We start from the raw sequence: 21,752 nt of genomic DNA, 5'->3' as shown, positions 1-21,752 counted from the left end.
TGTTTTCATGCATCAGGCTTGTCTTCATGCACAGATTTGTTTTCATGCACAGGCTTGTCTTCATGCACAGGTTTATTTTCATGCACAGATTTGTTTCATGTATAAGCTTGTCTTCGTTTATATGTCATTTTTACACATTGTTCTGATGATAAGGAGGAGTGTTGATGAGATCAGCAAAAAAGATGCTGTCCGCGTGCCTGGCCGGAATTTTGGCATGTGCGTCCATCCTGCTGTATGGGTCTGACGAAGGCCGGGGATGGGCGATGCCTGCAGATTCCGAAGTTAAAGTTAACGGCGCGGCAGCTGCATTAACGAAGGAGGCGGACAGGATGGCAGCGAGCGTCAATACGAACCTGGAAGGCTGGCAGGTCCAGGGCAAGGGCGAGCTTGAGCAGACGGCGGAGGGGCTGAAGCTGGCTTCCGATCCGCAGGAGAACGTGATGGCGGTCTCCAGCACGAAGGCGGACGATTTTATCTACGAAGCCGATGTCATGATCCAAAACGCCGGGACCGATGCTTCGCTGCTTTTCCGCGCTAGCAGCGACGGCTGGTCTTCATATATGCTGCAAATCGTACCGTCGTCGGGCATCATCCGCTTGAAAAACGCAGCCGGAGGAGGGCTCCAGGAAGAACGGCAGGTGCCGCTGAAGGTCGGCGAAATCTATCACCTGAAAGTGAAGGTTGAGGGAACGAGCCTGCAGGTGTATTGGGGCAGCCAGTATCAGCCTGTCATCCGTGCGGTCGATACCGCCTATGCTTCCGGATATCTTGGGCTTCATGTGTGGAACGGTTCCGCCGTATTTCAGAATGTGAAGGTCGGAAGCCTTGCAGGCAATCTGGACGGCATGCTCGCTTCAACCGGAAGCTGGCAGCCCGATCTCAAAGGGCTTAAAGGAACGGGAACGACCGGACAAGCCGCGTTACGGGTATACCGGAACATTGCTGCGGACGCCGTCTATGAAGGCAACGTTACACTGGGTGAAGCCTCATCCGCGGGCATGCTGATTCGGACAAATGCGGAGGGAACCGCCGGATATGAAGCTGTGCTGCGGCACCAAGGAAGCGGGGTACAAGTACTGCTGCGGAAAATGGACGGATCTCTCATCAGCGCCTCGACTAGCGTTTACCCCGATTCGCCAAACGCCAAGCATCATTTGGAGATTCAGGCCGTCGGGCCGAGGATTCAGGTGTTTGTGGACGGATACGCTCCCGCCGCCGTAGACGTGACAGACGACAGTTATTCGGCCGGATATACCGGACTGGTTGTAAGAGAAGGCACGGCATACGTCCAGGATGCCTATGTCACGCTTGACTCCGAATACTATACGGAAACGTATCGGCCGGAGTACCATTACAGCCCGATCCGGGGATCGGCAAGCGACCCGAACGGTCTCGTCTATTTTGAAGGAGAATACCATCTGTTCCATCAGGATGGAGGACAGTGGGCGCATGCCGTCAGCCGTGACCTGCTGCACTGGAAGCAGCTGCCGATCGCCCTGCCCTGGAACGATCTGGGGCATGTCTGGTCAGGCTCGGCCGTGGCCGACACGACGAACGCTTCCGGATTGTTCGGAAGCTCAGGCGGCAAGGGGCTGATCGCGTATTATACTTCCTATTCGCCGGATCTGCCGAACGGCAACCAAAAGATCGGGCTGGCCTACAGCACCGATCAGGGACGGACCTGGCAGTACTCGGCGGAGCACCCGGTCGTGATCGATAATCCCGGCAAAAACGGCGCCGACCCGGGCGGCTGGGACTTCCGCGATCCGAAGGTCGTCCGGGATGAGGCGAACGGCCGCTGGGTGATGGTCGTCTCCGGCGGCGATCACATCCGTTTTTTTACCTCCCGCAATTTGATCGACTGGACGCTGACCGACAATTTCGGATACGGGGAGTACGTACGCGGCGGGGTGTGGGAGTGCCCGGACCTGTTTCAGCTTCCGGTAGACGGCACGGACCGGCGCAAATGGGTGCTGATGATCAGCACCGGCGCGAATCCGAAAACGCAGGGCTCGGACGCGGAGTATTTTATCGGGGAGCTGACACCGGAAGGGAAATTCATGAACGACAATCCGGCGGGAACCGTGCTGAAGACGGATTGGGGCAAAGAATTTTATGCCTCCATGTCTTTCTCCGGCACGCCGGACGGGCGGCGGATTCTGCTGGCCTGGATGACGAACTGGGATTATCCGTTCAGCTTCCCGACGGAAGGCTGGAAGGGGCAAATGACCGTACCGCGGGAGGTCACGCTGCATACGACGGGCAACGGCATCCGGCTGTTCCAGTCGCCGGTCCGGGAGCTTGCCGGGCTGCGCAGCACCTTGTTCAGCGTGAAAAACCGTGAGGTTAGCGAATCGGCAGCGAACGTGCTTGGAGGAATTTCAGCAGGCGCCTATGAAATCGAAGCCGATATCGAGCTGCCGCAAAGCGGAGCCGCAGCTGAATTCGGATTTACGGTCCGCGAAGGCGGCGGGCAGAAGACGATGATCGGGTACAAGACTGCCGAGCAGAAACTATTTGTGGACCGCTCGTCATCCGGCGTTACCGATTACTCAAGCCTGCTGCAAACGAGGCATGAGGCCGCGCTCCAGCCGGACGGCAGCCGCATCCGCCTGCGGATCCTTGTGGATGAATCCTCGGTGGAAGTGTTCGGCAATAACGGCAGGGTCGTCTTTTCCGACTTGATTTTTCCGGATCCGGCCCGGCGGGGCATGAGCTTCTATACCAAGGGAGGTAAAGTGAAGCTCGCGTCCTTGCAGGTGCATGCGCTGGACAACGTATGGCGTGAAGGGCGGAAGACGGGCTCCTCGATCATCCTGGACCGGAAAGAGCTGGAATTGTCTAAGGGGGATGAGGAGAAATTGTATGCATCTTACTTGGAATCCTCTGGAGCAAGCCATCCGCCGCTGGTATGGAAGTCCAGCAATCCCGGCGTCGTGCAGGTGACTTCCTCCAATCAGGGGGAATCTCCGGGGATAGCGGTGCTTCGGGCGAATAAGGCGGGAACGGCCGTCATTACGGCCGTGTCACCGAACGGGAAGGCTTCAGCCCGCTGCGTCGTAAACGTCACCGACGGGACGTTTACGACGAATCTGACAGGCTGGAAGCCGGATCTGTCGGCATCGCGGTGGGTCGTGACCGAACGCGGCATCCGGGGCAGCTATACAAGCGATGCGAACTACATGGCGCAGGAGGAGGCCGGGGATTTTGCCCTGGAAGCCGACATGACGCTGGGCGAGACAGGAGGCGCCGGCTCGATCCTGTTCCGGGCGAGCGCTGACGGCCGCAGCGGGTATTATTTCAATCTCGATCCGAACCTGAAGGCCATTCGACTCTTCTATAAAGTAGACGGGCGGTTTGAGGACAGGCAGGTGCTGGCCAAGGCCCCGAGGTTCATCCAGCCGGGGAGGACGTACCATATCCGCATTGAAGCGAAGGGGCCGCAGATCCGGGCGGAAGTGGACGGGGTGCAAGTCTTCGATGTGAAGGACGGCACGTTTGCTGAGGGGCACTTCGGCGTGAACGTGTTCGGCGGGCAGGCGTTTTACCAGCAGGTGACGGTCAGCGGAATGGCTGATGCCAAGCTGGCCGAAACGACGCTGGTGAACGCGGCCTCCGGCCTTGCACTGTTTGCTGCGGAATCGCAAAACGGCGAACCGGTAACGGTGGGCGGCCCTGAAGGGGCTTCCCCGCAGGCATGGGTTTTCGTCCCTAACGGGGACGGGACATGGTCCATCCGGACCCAAGCGGGCAAAGCGCTGGACCTCGACACGGGGCAGGGCCGGCTGCAGCTGTACGACTACCTCGGCTACAACAACCAGCGCTGGCGAGTGGAGGACCAAGGAGACGCTGTCGTCACGGTATTCTCCGTGCATAACGGACAGGCGCTGGAGGTATCGGCCGATGGGACAAAGCTGCAGCTGGGCGACCCGGCCGCCGGTGAGCCGCGGCAGCGCTGGAAGGTCCTGCCGGATGCCGATCTTCATCCGGAAAAATAAGATGCAGCAGCAATAGGGCTTATCGACTGCCCACGCAGAACAGACAGCGCAAATAAGGGTAACGCTGAGCTGATGTACCATCACGCAACCGCAACCCAGTGTATGGGGGGCGGTTGCTTTGTTCTCTAGATTAATAGATTTTCAGCAGAGGGAAACATTCTATAAACGCCACAATAACTCCTGATAAAAGGCGGTCTGCCTTCTATGACATTACGTTAATGCACTATTTTATGAGGTGATGCAGTTTCTACCAACTTGCAGGCTGCTCTGAGGTTTGTTATTATTTAGATATAAAATATTTAGATAACTAAATATATAACGAAAAGAGGAAGCAGCATGAAATTACAAGGGAAGGTCGGTATCATTACCGGCAGTGCATCAGGCATCGGCAAAGGCATGGCGCTGGCTATGGCTAAGGAAGGCGCACATATTGCGATCGTCGACGTGAATGAGGAGAAAGGGAAAGAGACGCTGGCCGAGATTAACCAATATACAGAGGGAATGCTGTTCATCAAGGATATTTCCAAGCAGGAGAGCGCGCATGAAATCGTGGCCGACGTGGTCAAGCGCTTCGGCAAGCTGGATATTCTGGTGAATAATGCACATGTATCGAGACAGGCGCCTTTTATGGAAACAACGCAGGAGCTTTTTGATTTATCCTTCGGAACAGGCTTTTATCCTACCGTTCATTTCATGCAGGCGGCGTATCCGGAACTGAAGAAAACGAAAGGCAAGGTCATCAACTTTGCATCCGGTGCGGGCATTGACGGGCAGGTCACGCAGACGTCGTATGCTGCCGCCAAAGAAGCGATCCGGGGCGTGTCGCGTGTTGCGGCCAATGAATGGGGTCCGGAAGGAATTAACGTCAATCTGATTTCCCCGATCGCACTGACGCCGGGCGTGGAACAGTGGCGCGAGAATGCTCCGGAGCTATACGAGGCGATGCTGAATAAAATTCCTCTGCGCCGGCTCGGCGATCCCGAGCAGGACATCGGCCGTGTCGCGGTGTTTCTGGCCAGCAGCGACGCCGACTATATTACAGGTCAAACCTTTATGGTGGACGGGGGCTCCATTAAATTGCGTTAAAAGCGGGATTCGTCCTGCGCCGCAGGCTTCACGGGCTGCCAGGAACGGTGGATTCCCGGCTGAAAAGCATGTATGATAATGAAGGCCTCTAATGCAGATTAGAGGCTTTGACTTGCAGAAAGCGGGGATTTGCCTGATGGAAGAACAGACGATTTTTGAAATCATTCACAATATGGATAAAGTGACAAACAACCTCATCATCCAGTGGGGGAAATTGTTCAACGAGGATCTTGGAATTTCCCATATTCTCGTTCTGGCTCACCTGCAGCACCATGGGAACAGCCGGCCTTCGGATATCGCCAAGGCTCTGGGGCTGACCCCGCCGACGCTGACCCATCTATCGGAAAAACTCGTGCAGAAGCAGTTAGCCGTTCGAATCGTCGATGAGAAGGATCGTCGTATCATCTATTTGGGGATTACGGACAAGGGTCTCGACATCGTTCAAAAGGCGAATCAGGACGGGCAAATTTTGCGCAGAAATCTTTTTGAAAAATTGACCGAGGAAGAAAGGCAGCAGCTGCTGAAAATCTATGAAAAGCTGACCGGGTTTTTATGAGAATCCCCGAGGCGCAGCGTGACACCTTCACGTGATGACAGCCATATCGTGAGATATGGACATCACCTGGAGGTGTTTTTTTGCTTTATTAAAACCATGACGTACAGTTGTCAGCTTTTGCCTCCTATAATGGCCGTAGATGATGAGGGAACAAACGGAGGAGGAAAATAAACATGATCGAAAAACAAACGTTAAGAGGCATGGCGACGATTAATTATTGGGCAGACGATATGGAGGCAGCGGTGTCGTGGTATTCGGAGGTGCTCGGGATCTCCCCGTACTTCAAACGCACCGGATCGTCTGGCGAGCTTGCCTATGCCGAGTTCCGCATTGGGGACTACCAGCATGAGTTGGGTCTGATCAGCCGCCGTTATGCTCCTTCGCAAGCGGTGCCGGGTCCAGGCGGTGCCATCATGTACTGGCATGTTGATGATGTGGAAGCCGCGTTTACGAAATTGCTGGAGATGGGCGCGAAGCAATACGAACCAATTACTCCGCGTGGCGAGGGATTCGTTACGGCTTCGGTAACGGACCCTTTTGGCAATGTGCTGGGGATTATGTATAACCGGCATTATTTGGAGATGGTGGAATGGATGAAGAGAGGTAATGAGGTTACGAGTGATTGATGATATGTTTGTTTTGAAGAATATGAGGGAGTGTCGCTTTTAATAATATGGTTGAAAAGGCTGTTGGGCATGTTCCCGACAGCCTTACGCACTCATAAAGAGCTGCTTATTTGTGAGTTGGACTTTACCAACTCCTGTTTGACTTGCTTCGCTCTCTTGTTTTGCGCTGCGCGCAAAGCCAAAGTGGCTCACCAATTCAAACACTCGTCTGCTACTTTAAAACTTAAACTTGTTGACAAGTTCAGCTAAAAGGACATTTCTACAACGCAGATTCGTTTCCATTCATCCCTCACTGACTGCAAGGTCCGCGCCCGCAGCACCAACAAGCGCAATCATTGCGTTCCATCGTCATGCTCTCCTTCTATTACGATGACAGGAACGATAATATGTTCAAGCCGGTGTTTGAAAATGAGGTTCATATCCTCGCCTTCCCGCTTCAGTTGAACAGGACTGCCATCCGTTAGCAGATTTGCTGTGCCTTCACAGAAAAATTCCTTTACCTTGACGGTTATTCCGTTAGGACGCCCCAAAATGATCAGATACAGCCGGTTGTCCTTTCGCGTAAACCGGATCGTTTCACCGTTTTCTGTTTCCGCTTCCGCACGGATCCAGGGACGCGTACCATATACGGCCTCCCCATTCCGTTGTAACCAATCCCCAAATTTGGACAACCGGCTTAACTGCTCGGGAGGAATTTGAGCATCCTCGCCGCGCGGACCTACATTCAGCAGCAGGTTTCCGTTTTTAGACAGGGCATCTATAAAATCGTAAAGCAATGTTTCAAAGGATGAATAGTCTTCATCCTGCTCATTGCGGTTGTAACCGAATGAATGGCCGATTCCGCGGGTCATCTCCCATTTTTCGGGTTGTATTTCCTTGTATTTGGTATATTCCGGAGTCGAAAAATCGCTATGGGGGATCGCAGGCTGCGCCAGGGCAGAATGAATATCCGGATTGTTCATGATCATTCGTTTGATCATCATGTCCATCACTGCGCGTACAGGTTTGAGACTTAACAACTTGTTAGCGGAAGTTGAATACTTCCAGCGGTCATTGACCACGCCTTCGGGTACAGCGTTATAGTAGTAGGCGAACAATCGAAAAAGGGAGTCTTCGTTCCCTGGCCAGCATATATCGTTCCATAGAATATCAGGGCGGTACCGGGAAATCAGTTCGCGGATCTGGGCGTCGGCGTATGCTGCATAACCGCCCCCGGGTGTGGAAAAGGAGTAGTCCATAAACGTTCTTGAAATCCTTCTCCGAAAAGTCCAGTCGATCCCACCCGAATAGTAGATGCCAAAGCGCAGGCCTTCGCTGCGTACAGCGTCTGCTAATTCGCCGATGATCTCGCGCTCGCTAAACCAGTGCGGCTCATGCGGGTTGGTCACCTTCGTTGGCCATAGGCAAAATCCGTCATGGTGCTTCGAGACGATCACGACGTATTGTGCACCGGCATTCCTGAAAATTTTGGCCCAAGCTATGGGGTCCCATTGTTTCACTCCGTCCATGAACAGCGGTTTAAATCCTTGGTAGGGCATGCTGCCATATACGGCTTGATGATAACGCGCAGACGGTGTGGTCTGGTCTTTGATCGCATTCCAGTAGCCTTCAGCGTACGGGTAGACGAGCATTGCCCGTTCATAATCGGTCTTTAAAGTATCCGCAAAGTTACCTACGGGTGCAAAACCAGGTACGGAATAGGGACCCCAGTGTATAAAGATGCCGAATTTTGCTTCGTCAAACCATTGCGGAAGCGGGTGACCGTTGAGGGATTCCCGGGTGGGCTCGTAATTTTTATGATTCACGGCTGTTTCCACCGTCCTTGTCGCCTGATGATTGACCCGATAAATAATGATTTACCGCCTTGTCGATAAAAGCTTGGGATGCCACGAAAAGTTCCCGGTCGCCCTCCGGCCAAGATGCCCGTTCACCTTGCATTTGTACAAACGCATCCACTTGTTCGCTTTCTCCGCCAGTTGCCTCTTGCACCATGGTGCACCAAGCCTTGGCCACCTCTTGTGCAGCGGACTCTTCCGGCCCTGCGCCTGCCAGCTCCAGCGTAACGGCTTTTAAAGCCAGCCGTCTCCAGGTATGATACAAATCGAATGCACTTTGTTCCGTGGCAAATCGTCTGCCAAAAATTTCTTTTTGGGTTTCGCTAAAAGCATATTGTTTCCAATCAACCAAGCTGCTGTTGTTGAAACACCGGATAAAAAAGGCCAAAAGCTGCCACGGCGCATCATTCCCGGCCGCGACCGCCGTTCGGTGGGCTTCGATCGCGGCAATGCCTGCATGTGCTTCTTCTATTTTTCGGTAAAGCGCCAGTTCCTGCTCTTGCAGAATTTGTTCGATCTGCGATGAGTCGGGACGCTGGATGACTTTGTCGCGGATTTCTTGAAGAGAGAGCCCTAGAGATTTGTAAAAAATGATCTGCTCCAAGCAGAGGAGGTCATCCTTCGTATAATACCGCCGTCCGCCTGCCGTACGGCCGGTTGTGGGCAGCAGCCCGATATTGTCATAGTGCTGAAGGGTCCGTACCGTTACGCCGGTAGCTGCGGATATTTCTCCGACCAAATAAGTTGTGTCGTCATTATGCATGCATCACACCTCCATACTCATTACATCACATGACGTTACGTAATGAGCAACTGTTTTTTGAAAAGAAATCGTACGTAACGGACGCGCATGCTTCATTCGAGCCAAGACTTCGTCGTACTGGAGCGGGACATGCTTACGAGATTCCGTTACTTAAAAAATATTCAATCGATTTTCCAATCTCGCGCGTCTATATTATAGAGCGGCCGCCAAGAGACCCGTCGGTGAACGGGTTGTAGAGATACAGAGGGGGGAGTGGGGACGCTGAATGCTGATAGTACATGGAGCGAGATCCATATGAATAGAACCACGCTGACGGAAGCAGAAGCGTTTTTTGAGCGTCTGACCGCCGAGCAGCGAAAATTGTATTCCATCGCCTACAGTTATTTGCGCAGTGAAGCCGACGCGCTGGAAGCTGTGCAGGAGGCATCATACCGGGCGTGGGTGAAGCGGAAGAAGCTGAAGGACCCGCAGTCCTTCACCCCGTGGCTCGTCCGCATCACGATCAACTGCTGCATGGACGAGCTGCGGCGGAAGAAACGGGTGTTTCCGGTGGAGGTGCCGCAGGAAGGGGCCGTGCAGGAGATGAAAAGCAGCGAGCGGATCGACCTGCAGCGCGCGCTGGAGCGGATGAAGCCGAAGTACCGGCATGTCGTCATGCTGAAATATTACCAGGACATGACGTCCGTGGAAATCGCGAAGGTGCTGGGCAAGCCGGAAGGAACGATCAAGACTTGGCTGCGGGAAGGCCTGAAGCAGCTCCGGAAATATATGTAGAGGCTGAGCAGAAGGGAGGGACAGGTTATGCCCGAAAAAGAACAGCGCATTCTGCTGCAGGATGCCTATGAAGTAAACAAGCATGCGGAAACGTTGCCTGAGATGAAATTGACTTTGGCTATGCGCAAAGGAATGGAGAGAGGAAAAATGCGTGAGAAGCGGCGTTTCTATTTTTGGAGTACGGGGACGGTTATGGCGCTCGCGGCGGCCCTGCTAATTATCAATTACTCGATCGGCAGCTTGGCCCAACGGGAGGAGCCGGCGCCGAAGCAGACGGCGGGGATTCCGAGCCAGGCTATGCTGGAGCCGTACCGATCAACCACGGTGGAGGGTCTGGCGAGCGCAATGGACCGGGGGCTCGTCAAGCCGATTGCCGAAAGCGTCGAACAAAAAGGGTATCGCGTAGAGGTGGACGGTGCCGTCACGGATGGCCGGATGGCCTATGTGCTGTTCGGTGTCCGCAACCAAACGGATAAAGAGGTCATCAACGCGGACGTAGCCCTTGAACTTGGCGGCGTGGAAGCCCCGTCCAAAGGAGCGTCGGTGGAATTGGCGGGAAGTGGCAGCAATAGAATTCCGGCGAATGGAGCCAATCATTTTATTTACACCGTGCCCCTGGACCCGTCCGTTCACTATACCAAGGATGCCAAGTTTCATGTGACCTTGACGGAGACGTCAAACGAAGCGCTCATGTCCAGCTCCAATAAATACCGCACGGCGTTCGACATTTCGTTTGAGCTCGATCCCGGCATGTTCAAGGACAAAGAGCGCGTGCTGCACCCAGACCGGACACTGACCGTAGGCGGCCAGCAGATTCATGTGACTCAGGTCATCTATACGCCGCTGCACACGTATGTCGACCTGGACTATGATCAGGCGAATGGGAAACAAGTATTCCGGCTGCTCAGTCCGGTGCTCATCGGGAAAGTCGGAGACGAAATCGAAAAGCTGTATTATCCGAAGTGGTACTCTCGGGACAATTCGGAGGCCCTCACGGTGGGGACGGACGCGATGCTGATGTACGGCAGCGGCCAGAAATACGCCCGGTATGATTCCATTAGGCTCAAGACGGAGGGCACGGCTGCGGTGGACAAGGACCAGCTGCAAATCGTGATCGACCTGAAGAAGAAGCAGATTGTGGAAGCGCCGGACGACCGGTTTACCCTGATTTCATACACCCGGACGGCTGGCCCTGGCGAGGTGCTGATTCACCGCGAGCTCGAACACGCCTATGCCGGCGAGAGCCTGTCGTTGTCGCTGGAGGACAGCTTCACCGATGCCGACGGCAACGTCCACAAAAGGCAGTCTCCTGAAGGATATTCCCAAGGTGGACATAGCTGGTCCAACAAGAAAGACACGATGGGAGACGATTACGATTACAACTTCGGCAAGGATGCGGTAGACTATCCGCAGCCGCTGACCATTAAGGTGAAGCAGATATGGATGCCGATTCAGGATACGCAGGCGGTGGAGCTGCTGAAGTAGTTGGCGTAACAACCGCGTACAACCACGTACAACCACAAAATATACAGACAGGCAGTCTGATGGGCTGAGGAGCCCGAAGGCTGCCTTTTTGTTCCCTTCAGAAAAGCCCGGCCAGTGGGATTGAAATGCGCCAGCAAAATTTGTATGTTGGATGCATACCATTTTTTCAACTGAACAAAAGGGGCTATGTCCGGTGAAATTGGCAGAAGATTACCTTCGGCTGCGAAGCGCTTATTCCGGTGAAAAGGAAGGGGAGCCGTTCCGGGTGACGATCGACGGGCTGGCCGAGGCCCTGTACTGCACGCCCCGTAACGCCAGGCTGATCCTGCGCAAAATGACGGACGCCGGCCTGATCCGCTATGCAGCCGGGCAGGGCAGAGGCCATCGGTCGGAGCTGACGTTTCTGGCGGACAAGCGGGAGCTCGTGATCCGAGAAGCGCAGCAATACGTGAAGCAGGGAGACGTGCAGGGCGCGCTTCTATGGGTAAAAGAGCAGGCGGGCGAACCCGAAGTGATGCAGCGGTTTGTGGACTGGCTCACCGGCTATTTCGGATACCGGACGGAAACGACCGGGGAGGGACATATGGTTGAGACGCTCCGCCTGCCGGTATACCGACCGATCGTGACGCTGGACCCGGCGGACGCAATGTATGCTTTCGATACCCATCTGATCCGCCAAATCCATGCGACGCTGGTCGAGCTGGAAATGGACACCGGCAAGGTTATTCCGGGCGTCGCACATCATTGGGAATCTAGTGCTGATGCCTGTTGTTGGACGTTCTATTTGCGAAAAGGCGTGACGTTTCATGACGGCACGGAGCTTACGGCCGATGACGTCAAATACAGCCTGCTGCGCGTGCAGCAGGAATCCAACAATCATTCCTGGCTGTGCAGGGACATCGTTGAGATCAATGCGGAATCGCGTTACACCATCCGCATGGAGCTGCGTCAGCCCAACGTCCTGTTTGCGTTATTTATGTCACATACGGCGGCAGCCATCCTTTCCCGCGCCAGCGGGGAGTCCGGGGCCGGAACGGTTCCCGGCAGCCTGCCCGTCGGGGCAGGGCCTTACCGGATCGCTAAGCTTAAGCCGGGAATGTGCTTGCTGGAGGTTTTCCCGGATTATTATGCGGCCCGGGGCCTGATCGATCGAATCGAAGTGATGATCATCCCGGACACCGGCGGAGAATGGGCGGTGGAGACCAATCCGGGCGTACTGGTCGTCGAGACGGGAGAAGCGCGCCGCCAAGAGCTGAAGACATGGCGGCGCAGCCGTCTCGTCACCGGATGCAGTATGCTGACGATAAACCTTGCGAAACCGGGGGTTTTGCAAACCGGTTCCTTCCGCAGGGCGCTTGCACTTGCGGTTGACCGGAGCCGGATGGTCCGGGAGCTGGGGTACCCGCATGCTTCACCTTGCCTCGCTTTTCACCTTGAGCCGCAGCCGGATGCCGCTGATCCGCTGTATGATCCGGAAGAGGCATCAAGGGAATTGAGACGGTCCGGGTACGGCGGAGAGGCGCTGAAGCTGTATGCGTACCGTCGCCATGAGCAGGCGGCTGACTGGCTTCAGCAGCAATATGGTCAGGCCGGAATCCGGCTGGACGTGCATATTCTGCCCTGGGAGGAATTAATGAAGGAAGAGCGGATCCGGGAGGCGGACCTGATCCTGTTCGAGGCGCTGCTGAGCGAGGGGCTGCTCCGGCAGATCGAATATTTGCTGTCCCGGTACAGCTTCATTCGCAGCATGCTGGATCCCGGAACGCAGGCGGAAGCGGACCGGCTTGTGGGGCAGCTGCTTCAAGAGGCGGAACCTGAAGTCCGGGACGAGGCGTTTCAACGGCTGGAATCCTGGTTGATCGACCGCAGCACGGCCGTCTATTTGACCTACAACGAGGCCCGGGTGCTGTCCCACCCGGCGCAGCAGGGCGTTCGGTTGAATGCCGCCGGGTGGGTAGATTTTAAGGACATCTGGTTTAAAGGGGAAGGTTAACAGCAGGAGATCAACCGCGATTGCGGTACGGGAAAACATGACATCTGACGAAAGGGGAAAGGTTTCCCGGAAAGATTACCTTTTTCTAAGGGCTCGTCCGGCTGTACAATGATCACAGCACATGAGATGAAACTTACCAACGGAGTGAAGGTGAACGGTATGAAAATTATGCTGGACGATTTAAGCGGGCCGGAAATAGCCGCGTTGATCCGCGAGCATCTTCAAGGCATGGCGGAGGAGTCGCCGCCGGAGAGCATACACGCCCTAGATCTGGACGGGCTGCGGCGTCCGGATGTGACATTCTGGAGCGCATGGGAACAGGGAGAGCTGCTTGGCTGCGGGGCGCTGAAGGAGCTTGATCCCGGCCACGGCGAGATCAAGTCGATGCGGACCGCATCCGCCCACTTGCGTAAAGGCGTGGCCCGATCCATCCTGGCGCACATCATTGAGGAGGCCCGTAGGCGGGGATACCGGCGGCTGAGCCTGGAGACAGGCTCGATGGCGTCGTTCGAGCCGGCCAGACGGCTGTACGCAGCCTTCGGATTTGAGGAGTGCGACCCATTTGCGGACTATACGCTCGATCCCTACAGTACTTTTATGACCCGAGAGCTGTAACCTAAATATGCGGAAGTTGATGTGAAAAAAGGACATGCTTCCTGTCATCGACAGGGTGAGCATGTCCTTTACTTCATGTGCCGGAAAACTTAGCAAGGAATGACAGCGGTGAAGGTGCTGCCTTGGCCGGGCGTGCTTTGCACGCTCAAAGTGCCGCCGTGGGCTTCGGCAATCCATCTGCCGATGGACAGCCCAAGGCCGTGGCCGCCCAGCTCCCGGGCGCGGGATTTGTCCACGCGGTAAAAACGTTCGAAGATGTGCGGCTGTTCCTCCAGCGGTATGCCGATTCCGTTATCGCTGACGGTCATGTGCAGCATTCTCCGTTTGTCCTCCCGGATCTTCAGGGCAAGGGAGACGGTGCCGCCCACCGGCGTATATTTGATGGCATTGTCCAGTAGGATGACCATCAGCTGCTGCAGGCGCTGGGCATCGCCATGAACCGTCATGCCGTCTTCCGCATGCAGCTTCAGTGTAATTTGCTTGGCCTGCGCCAAAGAAAGCAGGGATGCTATCGTCCGCGAGGCTTCGGCCGCCAGATCAAAGTCGGTCATGATCAGCTGAACCTCATCTGAGTCGGAGCGTGCCAGTGTCAGAAGGTGGCTGGAAAGGTCGGTCATCCGCTTGGCTTCTTCCCGCATGTTGTCCAGCACCCTCCGGCTGAACGGATCGTCCTTCAGGCTGTTTTCCATTTCGAGCACCTCAATGGAGGACAGGATGACGCTGAGCGGCGTGCGCAGCTCATGCGAGGCGTCCGCGACGAACTCGCGCTGCCTCGTATACGAGCGGGCGATCGGAACCATCGCCTTGACCGACATGTTCCGGCTGAGAAACACGGCCAGGACGCAGAACAGCAGCGCGAGCCCGATCAGCACGAGCAGGAGCCAGCCGAACAGCCGGTACTGGCTGCCTACCTCCTTGGCCACGTACAGCGTGCCTATAAAGACCCCGTTATCGTAAACGGCCTTGCCGGCAAGAAGCATGCGGACATTTCCGGGAGCCGCCTTGCGGGGATCGTTTCCGTGTCTTGGCGGCCCTCCATCCCGGCCGGTTTCCTTGATCGTAACGGTCTTGTATTCCGTCTGATCGCCTTCGGGCGTCCACTCCGCCACCGCGCTGCCGACCGCTGCGCTCAGTCCCATCCGCTGCTGTGCTTCGTACAGAAAATTCCCTTGAGGGTCCTTGAAGCAGCCCACCGTCTGGTTCGCTAACGATGGATAGCTGCTGCCGAGATTGCCTTCAATATTATAGGAGCCGGTATGCTCCATCGATTCATGAAACGCATAGGACATATCTTGAATCCAGTCGTTCAGCTGATTTTTCTGGTCGTTGATCAGCAGAAAATACAGCAGCCCGTACACCGTTCCGATGAACAGGGCGAGGAAAGCGATAAGCACTGCGGTATACTGCAGCGTCAACCGGTTCTGGGTTCTTTTGAACAGGTCACTCCCCTGCCGGGGCCAGGCGAAGGGAACTTTCCATTTCCATTTAGGCTTCAATTTTATAGCCGACCCCCCGGATGCTCTGAATCAGCTCTTGATTCAGTCCGCTGAGCTTCTTGCGGAGCAGCTTGATCATGGCGTCGATCGCTTTGGGGCCGACATCGGCGTCGAGTCCCCAAATCCGGTCCAAAATGACTTCCCGGGTCAAAGCGATGCCCTTGTTCTGGATCAGCAGATCCAGCAGCTGAAACTCCCGCGGCGTCAGCTGGACGAGCTCTCCCGCGATGCTTGCCGTCTGGTTGGTCCGGTTCAGGATGAGGCCGGTGACCTGAACTTCCTCACCTTGAATGGGCGCAAAATTCCGCCGCGACAGGGCGCGGAGCCGGGCGAGCAGCTCCTCGATTTCAAACGGCTTGACCAAATAGTCGTCTGCGCCCGCGTCCAGTCCATTGATCCGGTCCTGCAGTCCGTCCTTGGCGGTCAGCATCAGGATGGCGCCCATGTATCCTTCCTTCCGCAGCTGCCGGCAAGCCCAGACGCCGTCGCCTTCCGGCATCATCCAGTCGAGAATCAGGACGTCGTAATTGGTGGCCTCGGCATACTCGCAGGCTTCCCTGCCGGTAGTGACCCAATCCGCAGTATGGCCGCCTTTTTTCTTCAGCATGTGCACGACCAACTCCCCAAGCCGCATATCGTCTTCTGCCAGCAATATTTTCATCCATATCCAATCCTTTCCCGCATCTATATAGATCGAACTAAAGTTTTGCATCGAGCTTCCTGTTATATCGGTCTATTGCGGCCTATAACATTTATTTCTTTAGTTCATTCGATCTAGCTCCTGAAATAGTGCCGGAGTTCAAGTTTAATAAGAGCATACTTCCGGCGGACAAACCGAGTCAAGAATCAGGGCAGGCCGATGCTCCAACCTTTCTTTTCAGCGTGGTACAAGCAATCGTTTGGTGGCTGCGCACGATGTTGAGGACTTTGCATATCACAAAAGCCCCAAAACCCAAGGCTTTGGAGCTCTTGAAGGTTTGGGGCTGATGAAGAAGCGGCATACCCCGTAATATAACTGGGAGATGTGCCTTTTTGATAAAACGGGTCATGTCGTTAACTTCGCGTAGACGATGAAGAAAATCATGACTTCTCCGACGATGGCGTAATTGGGGACGGGGAAGATCAGGTCAATCACGAAGCAGCAAGCAAGAATCCCCAGCATAATAGCCAGATGATAGGGCTTCAGCCGCAAATGTTTGTGTCTGTACCGGTGGAACACCACAGAGGTCGATAAGAAATACAGGAGCACAGACCCAAACACGAATGCCAGCATGAAGGAGTAATCCATCTGGTCTTTGTATAACAGCTGAATGGCTGCCGCGATCATACTCATCGATAAATACACGAATAAGTGACCGTAAATAATCATTTGGCCGGCGGTGTGGATTTCCCGGCTTACCTTTTTGTCGATGTTATCAAAGTACTGCCACCACATGGCGATGACCAGCAGGCTGGTAAAGGCTACGAACAGGACGGACGGCAGGTCCCAGTGATTAAATTGCAGCACGGCCAGGATACTGACGACCGATTCGCCTAGAAGAATCAAGGTAAACAGGGCGAAGCGTTCGAGCAAGTGGTGCGTATTGATGGGCGTTTTGACCAAATGCCGGCGCCCCAATAAGGGAAGCAGAATATCTACGGCGATTCCCGCGTACAAGACGGCATACCGGATCCAGGAGTCGAAGAACAGCGAGCAGGCCGAGATCAGGATGCCGATCAAAAAGTGGGTGCCCAAATAGGAGGCGGTCACTTGCTGATGAGCCGCTTTGGCCCGATGGACCAGAAGATACTGCAGGACTGTCAGCGCCCTTGAGCCTATGTATCCTACAAAGAAGGGAACATAGTATTGGTCAAAGTCAGGCGACAAACTCGCCGTCATGACGAGAACGAACAACAGCTGAAGGATCATGAAGATCCTGTGAATTAAAATATCCTGGCCGAACCGGTTCACAAAGAGTGTTTGTCCTACCCAACCCCACCAGATCGGGATAAAAATCAACACGAATTTGCTCAGGTACTCCAAGGGAATGGTCCCGTGTTCCGCATGCAGCAGGACATGCGTTGCTTTGGACACGGCTGCGACTAAGAGAAGATCGTAAAACAGCTCCAGCCAAGTCACCTTTTTTTCAATCATAGCCTTATAGATCTCCTCCTTGATGTGATGAATGCCGTCAAATGAGTCACAAGCGAATCCGCCGCTCATCCGAAGAATCAATTTATTATATCAATTTTCAAATCCCGGTCTACTACATTTTCGGAAATAGGACTGCTGACTGTAACCGAAGTCCCGGATTGTTAAGCAGGGGTAAATGCAACGGCCTTTTTTACTGATTTTTTGTACATTAGAGAGAAAAACATAGTTAATATAATTTTATATACACGAAAAACATTATGTGCTATTCTAACGTTGCCAAAGGGATGTTATGCGTCAAGCATGTTTGTCGATTCCCACTACGCTTCTTGGCTGCACGGAGCACCGGATCAACATTGGAAGGTCCTTAGCCTGATGGACGGGCATCATGGGATGCCGTGGCCCTTACCGGGTGATTTCATGCTTTTTGAAACTACGCATTGTAGTATAAATTATGGGAGGGAATACATATGACAAAGAAGGTTGTTTTGGAACCCGCTGCTTTGAAATTTGCACAAGATACCGCCAATCCGCCGTATTTGTTTGATCTTGGACCGGAAAAAGGGCGCGAAGCCGTAGACGAGGTTCAATCGGGCGACGTCCCGAAGCTCCCGGTTGAAATTCAGGATATCACCGTTGAGGGAGGGCCTAGCGGACAGGTTTCGGTCAGACTGCTTCGTCCCGAAAACGTTACAAATAAGCTGCCGGTCATTCTTTATATCCATGGCGCCGGCTGGGTGTTCGGAAATGCGCATACCCATGATCGCCTGATCCGGGAGCTTGCGGTCGGTGCCGAGGCCTGCGTCGTTTTCCCGAATTACAGCCTGTCTCCGGAAGCAAAATATCCGACGGCGATCGAAGAAATCTACGCGGTTCTGACCTGGATTGCGGAACATGGCGAGGCATACGGTCTGGATACGGACCGCCTTACCGTGGCTGGGGACAGCGTTGGGGGAAATATGACCGCTGCGATTACGCTGATGGCGAAAGAACGTAAGGGACCCGCCATTCATAAACAGTTGCTGTTCTACCCGGTGACGGACTCGGGCAACGACACGGAGTCCTATCATCAGTTTGCGGAAGGTTATTTCCTGCGCCGGGACGCCATGGCCTGGTTCTGGGAGCAGTATATTGCGAAGCCGAGCGATAAAGAGGAGATCTATGCTTCCCCGCTGCGGGCAACGCGCGAGCAGCTCGAAGGCTTGCCTCCTGCACTGGTCATTACTGCTGAAGCGGACGTTCTTCGCGATGAAGGCGAAGCTTATGCCAACAAACTGCGCGAAGCCGGCGTCCGGGTGACCGCTGCCCGTTTCCAGGGGGCCATTCATGACTTCGTCATGCTGAATGCTCTTGCGGATACCGCAGCGGCTAGAGGCGCGATCGCGCTGGCGAACGCTTGGCTCAAAGAATAGCAGGGGCGGTGAAAATAGCAAATGGCGACAACCATAGGCATTATGGTGGGGAGTTTAAGGGAGCATTCGTATAACCGGATGATTGCGGATACGATCCCGGAGCTTGTAGATTCCGCACAATATGAATTCATCTCGATTGCGGATCTTCCCTTGTACAACGCGGATTTGGACCGGGAGGAAAGCCCGGAGCCGGTCAAACGCTACCGCGAAGCGGTTCAACAGGTGGACGGAATCATCATCGTGAGCCCGGAATATAACTCGGGCATCCCGGGTGTGCTCAAAAATGCGCTGGACTGGGCCTCAACCCCGACCAAAACCGCGGTTCTCATTCATAAACCGGCCGGGGTCATCGGTGCGACGCCGGGCGTTAAAGGGACGATTTTGTCGCAGCAGCAAATCCGGCAAACCTTGGACGCCGTTCAGTCTTATGTGATGCCGTTTCAAAAAATGTATATATCGCAGGCGATGGAGAAGGTTGATCCGGAGAGCGGTAAGCTGACCGATGAAACGACCCGCAGGTATGTACAGCGTTACGTGCGGTCGTTCATCCAATGGGTCGATCAGGTACAGCAGATGAACGGGCAATAACCATCTTAATCAGGAGCTGAGGCTATTATGGGTAACATAGCAATTTATGGATTCGGTCGGATCGGAAGACAGCTGCTTCGGGCGGCGTTGGAACAAAGTTTGTTTGTTCCTTATTCCATCTCCGATATCAAAGATGAAGCGACGCTGGCGGCGCTGTTTGAAGTGGACACCAACTACAAGCGCTGGCCTGAGAACGTATCGGGCGGCGAGGGCGCGATCGTGATCGGCGGCCGGGATATCCGGTATTTGAATTCGGCCAAGGAAGTGCCTCATTGGGGTGAGCTCGGCGTCGACCTGGTCGTCGACTGCACCGGGCGGGCCGTGACGCGGCCTGTGGCCGAACAGCATCTGGAGCGGGGAGCCAAACGGGTGCTGGTCAGCGGACCAAGCAAAACGCTTGATGACTGCGACGCCGTTCTGCTGAAAGGAATCAACCTCGACAGCTTCGATCCGGAAAAGCATAAAATCATCAGTATGGCGAGCTGCACGACGAATGCGCTGGCTCCGGTCGTCAAATTGGTCCGGGAAAACTACGGTATCAAATACGGCTTATTCTCCACGGTACACTCGTATACGAACACGCAATCGTTAACCGATCAGCCGATGAAGGACCGCCGGGACTCCTGGGCTGCAGCCGAAAACATCATTCCGTCGTCTTCCGGCGCCGCCAAAGCGCTCAAGTTCATCTGGAACGATCTGCAGATTACCGGCAAAGCGTACCGCATTCCGACGCGTACAGGCAGCATTGCCGAGCTGAACCTGATCACGGAGAAGCCTTGTACCGTTCAGGAGATCAATGATATGTTCCGGCAGGCCGCAAGCGAAGGCGATCTGAAGGGTGTGCTCGACGTTTTGGAAGGGGAATGGGCATCGTCACGCATCGTTGCCGATCCGCATTCCTCGATTATCGACCTGCCGTTAACCCAGGTGCAGGGGGAAATGCTGTCCGTCGCCACCTGGTACGATAACGAATGGGGTTATGCCTCCAGATTGGCGGAAGTTGCTGCTTATTTGGCAGGGAAATAGGATGAAATAGGATTGCAGTTACAGAGGAAAGGGGCTGCCGGTGAGTACCGGCGGCCCTAATTTGCTTGAGAAAGGGACGGATCGGATTCGCTCCGAAAAAATGGATTGACAATGAGAAGAACATCATTTATCTTTAATTTAAGATAAATAAATTCGAAATAAAAACCCGGATCCAAAAATCCTAAAGGAGCGATACAGATGTTCACACGCACGGCAGGTATTCATCACATTACGGCATTTTCAAGAAATCCCCAGGAAACGATTGATTTCTACAGCGGCATCCTCGGACTCAGCTTGGTGAAGAAGACGGTCAACTTCGATGATCCTACGGTGTATCACCTGTATTTCGGTGACCCGGCCGGGTCTCCGGGAACGATTCTGACCTTTTTTCCTTATCCACGGGCCCGGCAAGGGCAGATTGGGGGCGGTCAGGTGGGCATCGTGACCTTTGTCATTCCGCCCGGCTCCATTGATTTTTGGCAGGAACGGCTGGCTTGGTTCGGACGGGATGCAGCAAGCAGCAAGCGGTTTGGAGAGAACTATCTGCAGTTCTCGGATCCGGACGGACTGCGCCTGGAACTGGTGGAGCGGGAGGACGGAGCCGGGGGCGCAAGCCCGCTTGAAAGCATTCCGGATGACCAGGCCATCAAGGGATTAGGCGGTGCGGTTCTGTTCAGCGAGGCTTATGCCGACACGATCGACGTGCTGGAGAACCTTCTCGGACTGGCCAAAATCGGGGAAGACGCCGGATACGCCCGTTTTCAAGCGACGGCTGAGATCGGCAACCTGATCGATGTTCGTATGGAGGACATGGAAGCGGGACATGGCACTGCCGGAACCGTACATCACATCGCCTGGCGGGCAAGCGATAACGCGGAGCATGAAGCGTGGAGGGAACGCGTGTCGGTCAATGGCTTTGACGTCACTCCAATTAAGGATCGCCAGTATTTTAAAGCCATCTATTTCAGGGAACACGGCGGAATCCTGTTTGAGATTGCGACGGATCCTCCCGGATTCGCCCGGGACGAAGCCCCGGATGCGCTGGGACGCAAGCTGATGCTGCCGGAATGGTTTGAACCGCAGCGCGGTGACATTGAAGCCCGGTTAGAGCCGGTTACGACCGAGAAAGTATGGAATTGACCGCGGAACAGGCGGTGCGCGATATCGTGAGACAATCAGCATTTGGATATGAGGTAATTTAGAACCGCCGTCCATCGATGATCCCTGCAAGGACAGGGGTCATCTTTTTTTTAGCAATCTTCTGCCTGAACGCTAGACTTTATGGTGAGACATTGGCTTTTCACCATCTTTTCACCATCGCCCCGTACAATGACAGCATAACGGGAATGAACATACTTGAAACAAGGT

17 protein-coding genes are annotated in these 21,752 nt (G+C 54.6%); 12 read left to right on the top strand and 5 right to left on the bottom strand.

The window, feature by feature from the left end; translation table 11 throughout:
- The first annotated feature begins 164 nt into the window (after positions 1-164).
- The 4 genes from K2F33_RS29935 to K2F33_RS29920 all read left to right on the top strand — a co-directional run bounded on the left by K2F33_RS29935 (position 165) and on the right by K2F33_RS29920 (position 6,266).
- Positions 165-3,998, top strand: a complete 3,834-nt coding sequence (locus K2F33_RS29935; protein WP_373309533.1) for a GH32 C-terminal domain-containing protein — start codon at positions 165-167, stop codon at positions 3,996-3,998.
- 336 nt (positions 3,999-4,334) lie between these two features.
- Positions 4,335-5,084, top strand: a complete 750-nt coding sequence (locus K2F33_RS29930) for an SDR family NAD(P)-dependent oxidoreductase (RefSeq protein WP_076168641.1) — start codon at positions 4,335-4,337, stop codon at positions 5,082-5,084.
- A 91-nt stretch (positions 5,085-5,175) separates the two neighbouring features.
- Complete coding sequence (locus K2F33_RS29925; RefSeq protein ID WP_306433644.1) at positions 5,176-5,640, top strand: MarR family winged helix-turn-helix transcriptional regulator; 465 nt, start codon at positions 5,176-5,178, stop codon at positions 5,638-5,640.
- Between the two features lie 173 nt (positions 5,641-5,813).
- Positions 5,814-6,266, top strand: coding sequence for a VOC family protein (locus K2F33_RS29920; protein ID WP_212983114.1), 453 nt, complete (start codon positions 5,814-5,816; stop codon positions 6,264-6,266).
- A 332-nt stretch (positions 6,267-6,598) separates the two neighbouring features.
- Here K2F33_RS29920 and K2F33_RS29915 read toward each other — a convergent pair whose 3' ends face one another.
- Together K2F33_RS29915 and K2F33_RS29910 are read right to left on the bottom strand one after the other, a co-directional pair.
- Complete coding sequence (locus tag K2F33_RS29915; protein ID WP_212983115.1) at positions 6,599-8,071, bottom strand: alpha-L-fucosidase; 1,473 nt, start codon at positions 8,069-8,071, stop codon at positions 6,599-6,601.
- Positions 8,061-8,864 (bottom strand): MerR family transcriptional regulator, encoded by an 804-nt coding sequence (locus tag K2F33_RS29910; RefSeq protein WP_212983116.1) that lies wholly within the window; start codon positions 8,862-8,864, stop codon positions 8,061-8,063. The genes K2F33_RS29915 and K2F33_RS29910 overlap by 11 nt, the downstream gene beginning before the upstream one ends.
- A gap of 294 nt (positions 8,865-9,158) precedes the next feature.
- Between K2F33_RS29910 and K2F33_RS29905 the strand changes: the two genes are divergently transcribed.
- The 4 genes from K2F33_RS29905 to K2F33_RS29890 all read left to right on the top strand — a co-directional run bounded on the left by K2F33_RS29905 (position 9,159) and on the right by K2F33_RS29890 (position 13,731).
- Entirely contained in the window at positions 9,159-9,638 is a 480-nt protein-coding gene (locus K2F33_RS29905) for a sigma-70 family RNA polymerase sigma factor (RefSeq protein ID WP_212983117.1), read from the top strand.
- A 27-nt stretch (positions 9,639-9,665) separates the two neighbouring features.
- Entirely contained in the window at positions 9,666-11,123 is a 1,458-nt protein-coding gene (locus tag K2F33_RS29900; protein WP_212983118.1) for a DUF4179 domain-containing protein, read from the top strand.
- A gap of 193 nt (positions 11,124-11,316) precedes the next feature.
- Positions 11,317-13,116 (top strand): ABC transporter substrate-binding protein, encoded by a 1,800-nt coding sequence (locus tag K2F33_RS29895; protein WP_212983119.1) that lies wholly within the window; start codon positions 11,317-11,319, stop codon positions 13,114-13,116.
- 159 nt (positions 13,117-13,275) lie between these two features.
- A complete protein-coding gene (locus K2F33_RS29890) occupies positions 13,276-13,731 on the top strand; it encodes a GNAT family N-acetyltransferase (protein WP_212983120.1) in 456 nt (151 codons plus the stop codon).
- A gap of 89 nt (positions 13,732-13,820) precedes the next feature.
- Here the strand turns inward: K2F33_RS29890 and K2F33_RS29885 are convergent, their stop codons facing one another.
- The 3 genes from K2F33_RS29885 to K2F33_RS29875 form a co-directional block, all read right to left on the bottom strand.
- The gene (locus K2F33_RS29885; protein ID WP_084203782.1) at positions 13,821-15,227 is read right to left on the bottom strand and encodes a sensor histidine kinase; all 1,407 of its coding nucleotides are present in this window, start codon (positions 15,225-15,227) and stop codon (positions 13,821-13,823) included.
- The gene (locus K2F33_RS29880; RefSeq protein ID WP_212983121.1) at positions 15,217-15,888 is read right to left on the bottom strand and encodes a response regulator transcription factor; all 672 of its coding nucleotides are present in this window, start codon (positions 15,886-15,888) and stop codon (positions 15,217-15,219) included. Before K2F33_RS29880 ends, K2F33_RS29885 begins: the two co-directional genes overlap by 11 nt.
- 384 nt (positions 15,889-16,272) lie before the next feature.
- A complete protein-coding gene (locus tag K2F33_RS29875) occupies positions 16,273-17,361 on the bottom strand; it encodes a low temperature requirement protein A (protein ID WP_212983122.1) in 1,089 nt (362 codons plus the stop codon).
- Between the two features lie 467 nt (positions 17,362-17,828).
- Between K2F33_RS29875 and K2F33_RS29870 the strand changes: the two genes are divergently transcribed.
- The 4 genes from K2F33_RS29870 (at position 17,829) to K2F33_RS29855 (ending at position 21,524) form a co-directional block, all read left to right on the top strand.
- Positions 17,829-18,770, top strand: coding sequence for an alpha/beta hydrolase (locus K2F33_RS29870; protein WP_212983123.1), 942 nt, complete (start codon positions 17,829-17,831; stop codon positions 18,768-18,770).
- 21 nt (positions 18,771-18,791) lie between these two features.
- Positions 18,792-19,358 (top strand): NADPH-dependent FMN reductase, encoded by a 567-nt coding sequence (locus K2F33_RS29865; RefSeq protein ID WP_212983124.1) that lies wholly within the window; start codon positions 18,792-18,794, stop codon positions 19,356-19,358.
- 27 nt (positions 19,359-19,385) lie between these two features.
- A complete protein-coding gene (locus K2F33_RS29860) occupies positions 19,386-20,384 on the top strand; it encodes a type I glyceraldehyde-3-phosphate dehydrogenase (RefSeq protein ID WP_212983125.1) in 999 nt (332 codons plus the stop codon).
- A gap of 198 nt (positions 20,385-20,582) precedes the next feature.
- Positions 20,583-21,524 (top strand): ring-cleaving dioxygenase, encoded by a 942-nt coding sequence (locus tag K2F33_RS29855; RefSeq protein WP_212983126.1) that lies wholly within the window; start codon positions 20,583-20,585, stop codon positions 21,522-21,524.
- The last annotated feature ends 228 nt before the right edge of the window (positions 21,525-21,752 follow it).

Source organism: Paenibacillus sp. PSB04, assembly GCF_025809195.1.
In the GTDB taxonomy this organism is placed as follows: Bacteria; Bacillota; Bacilli; order Paenibacillales; family Paenibacillaceae; genus Paenibacillus_AQ; species Paenibacillus_AQ favisporus.
Note: the sequence above shows the minus strand (reverse complement) of the source record. Positions and strands in the feature narration are given on the sequence as shown.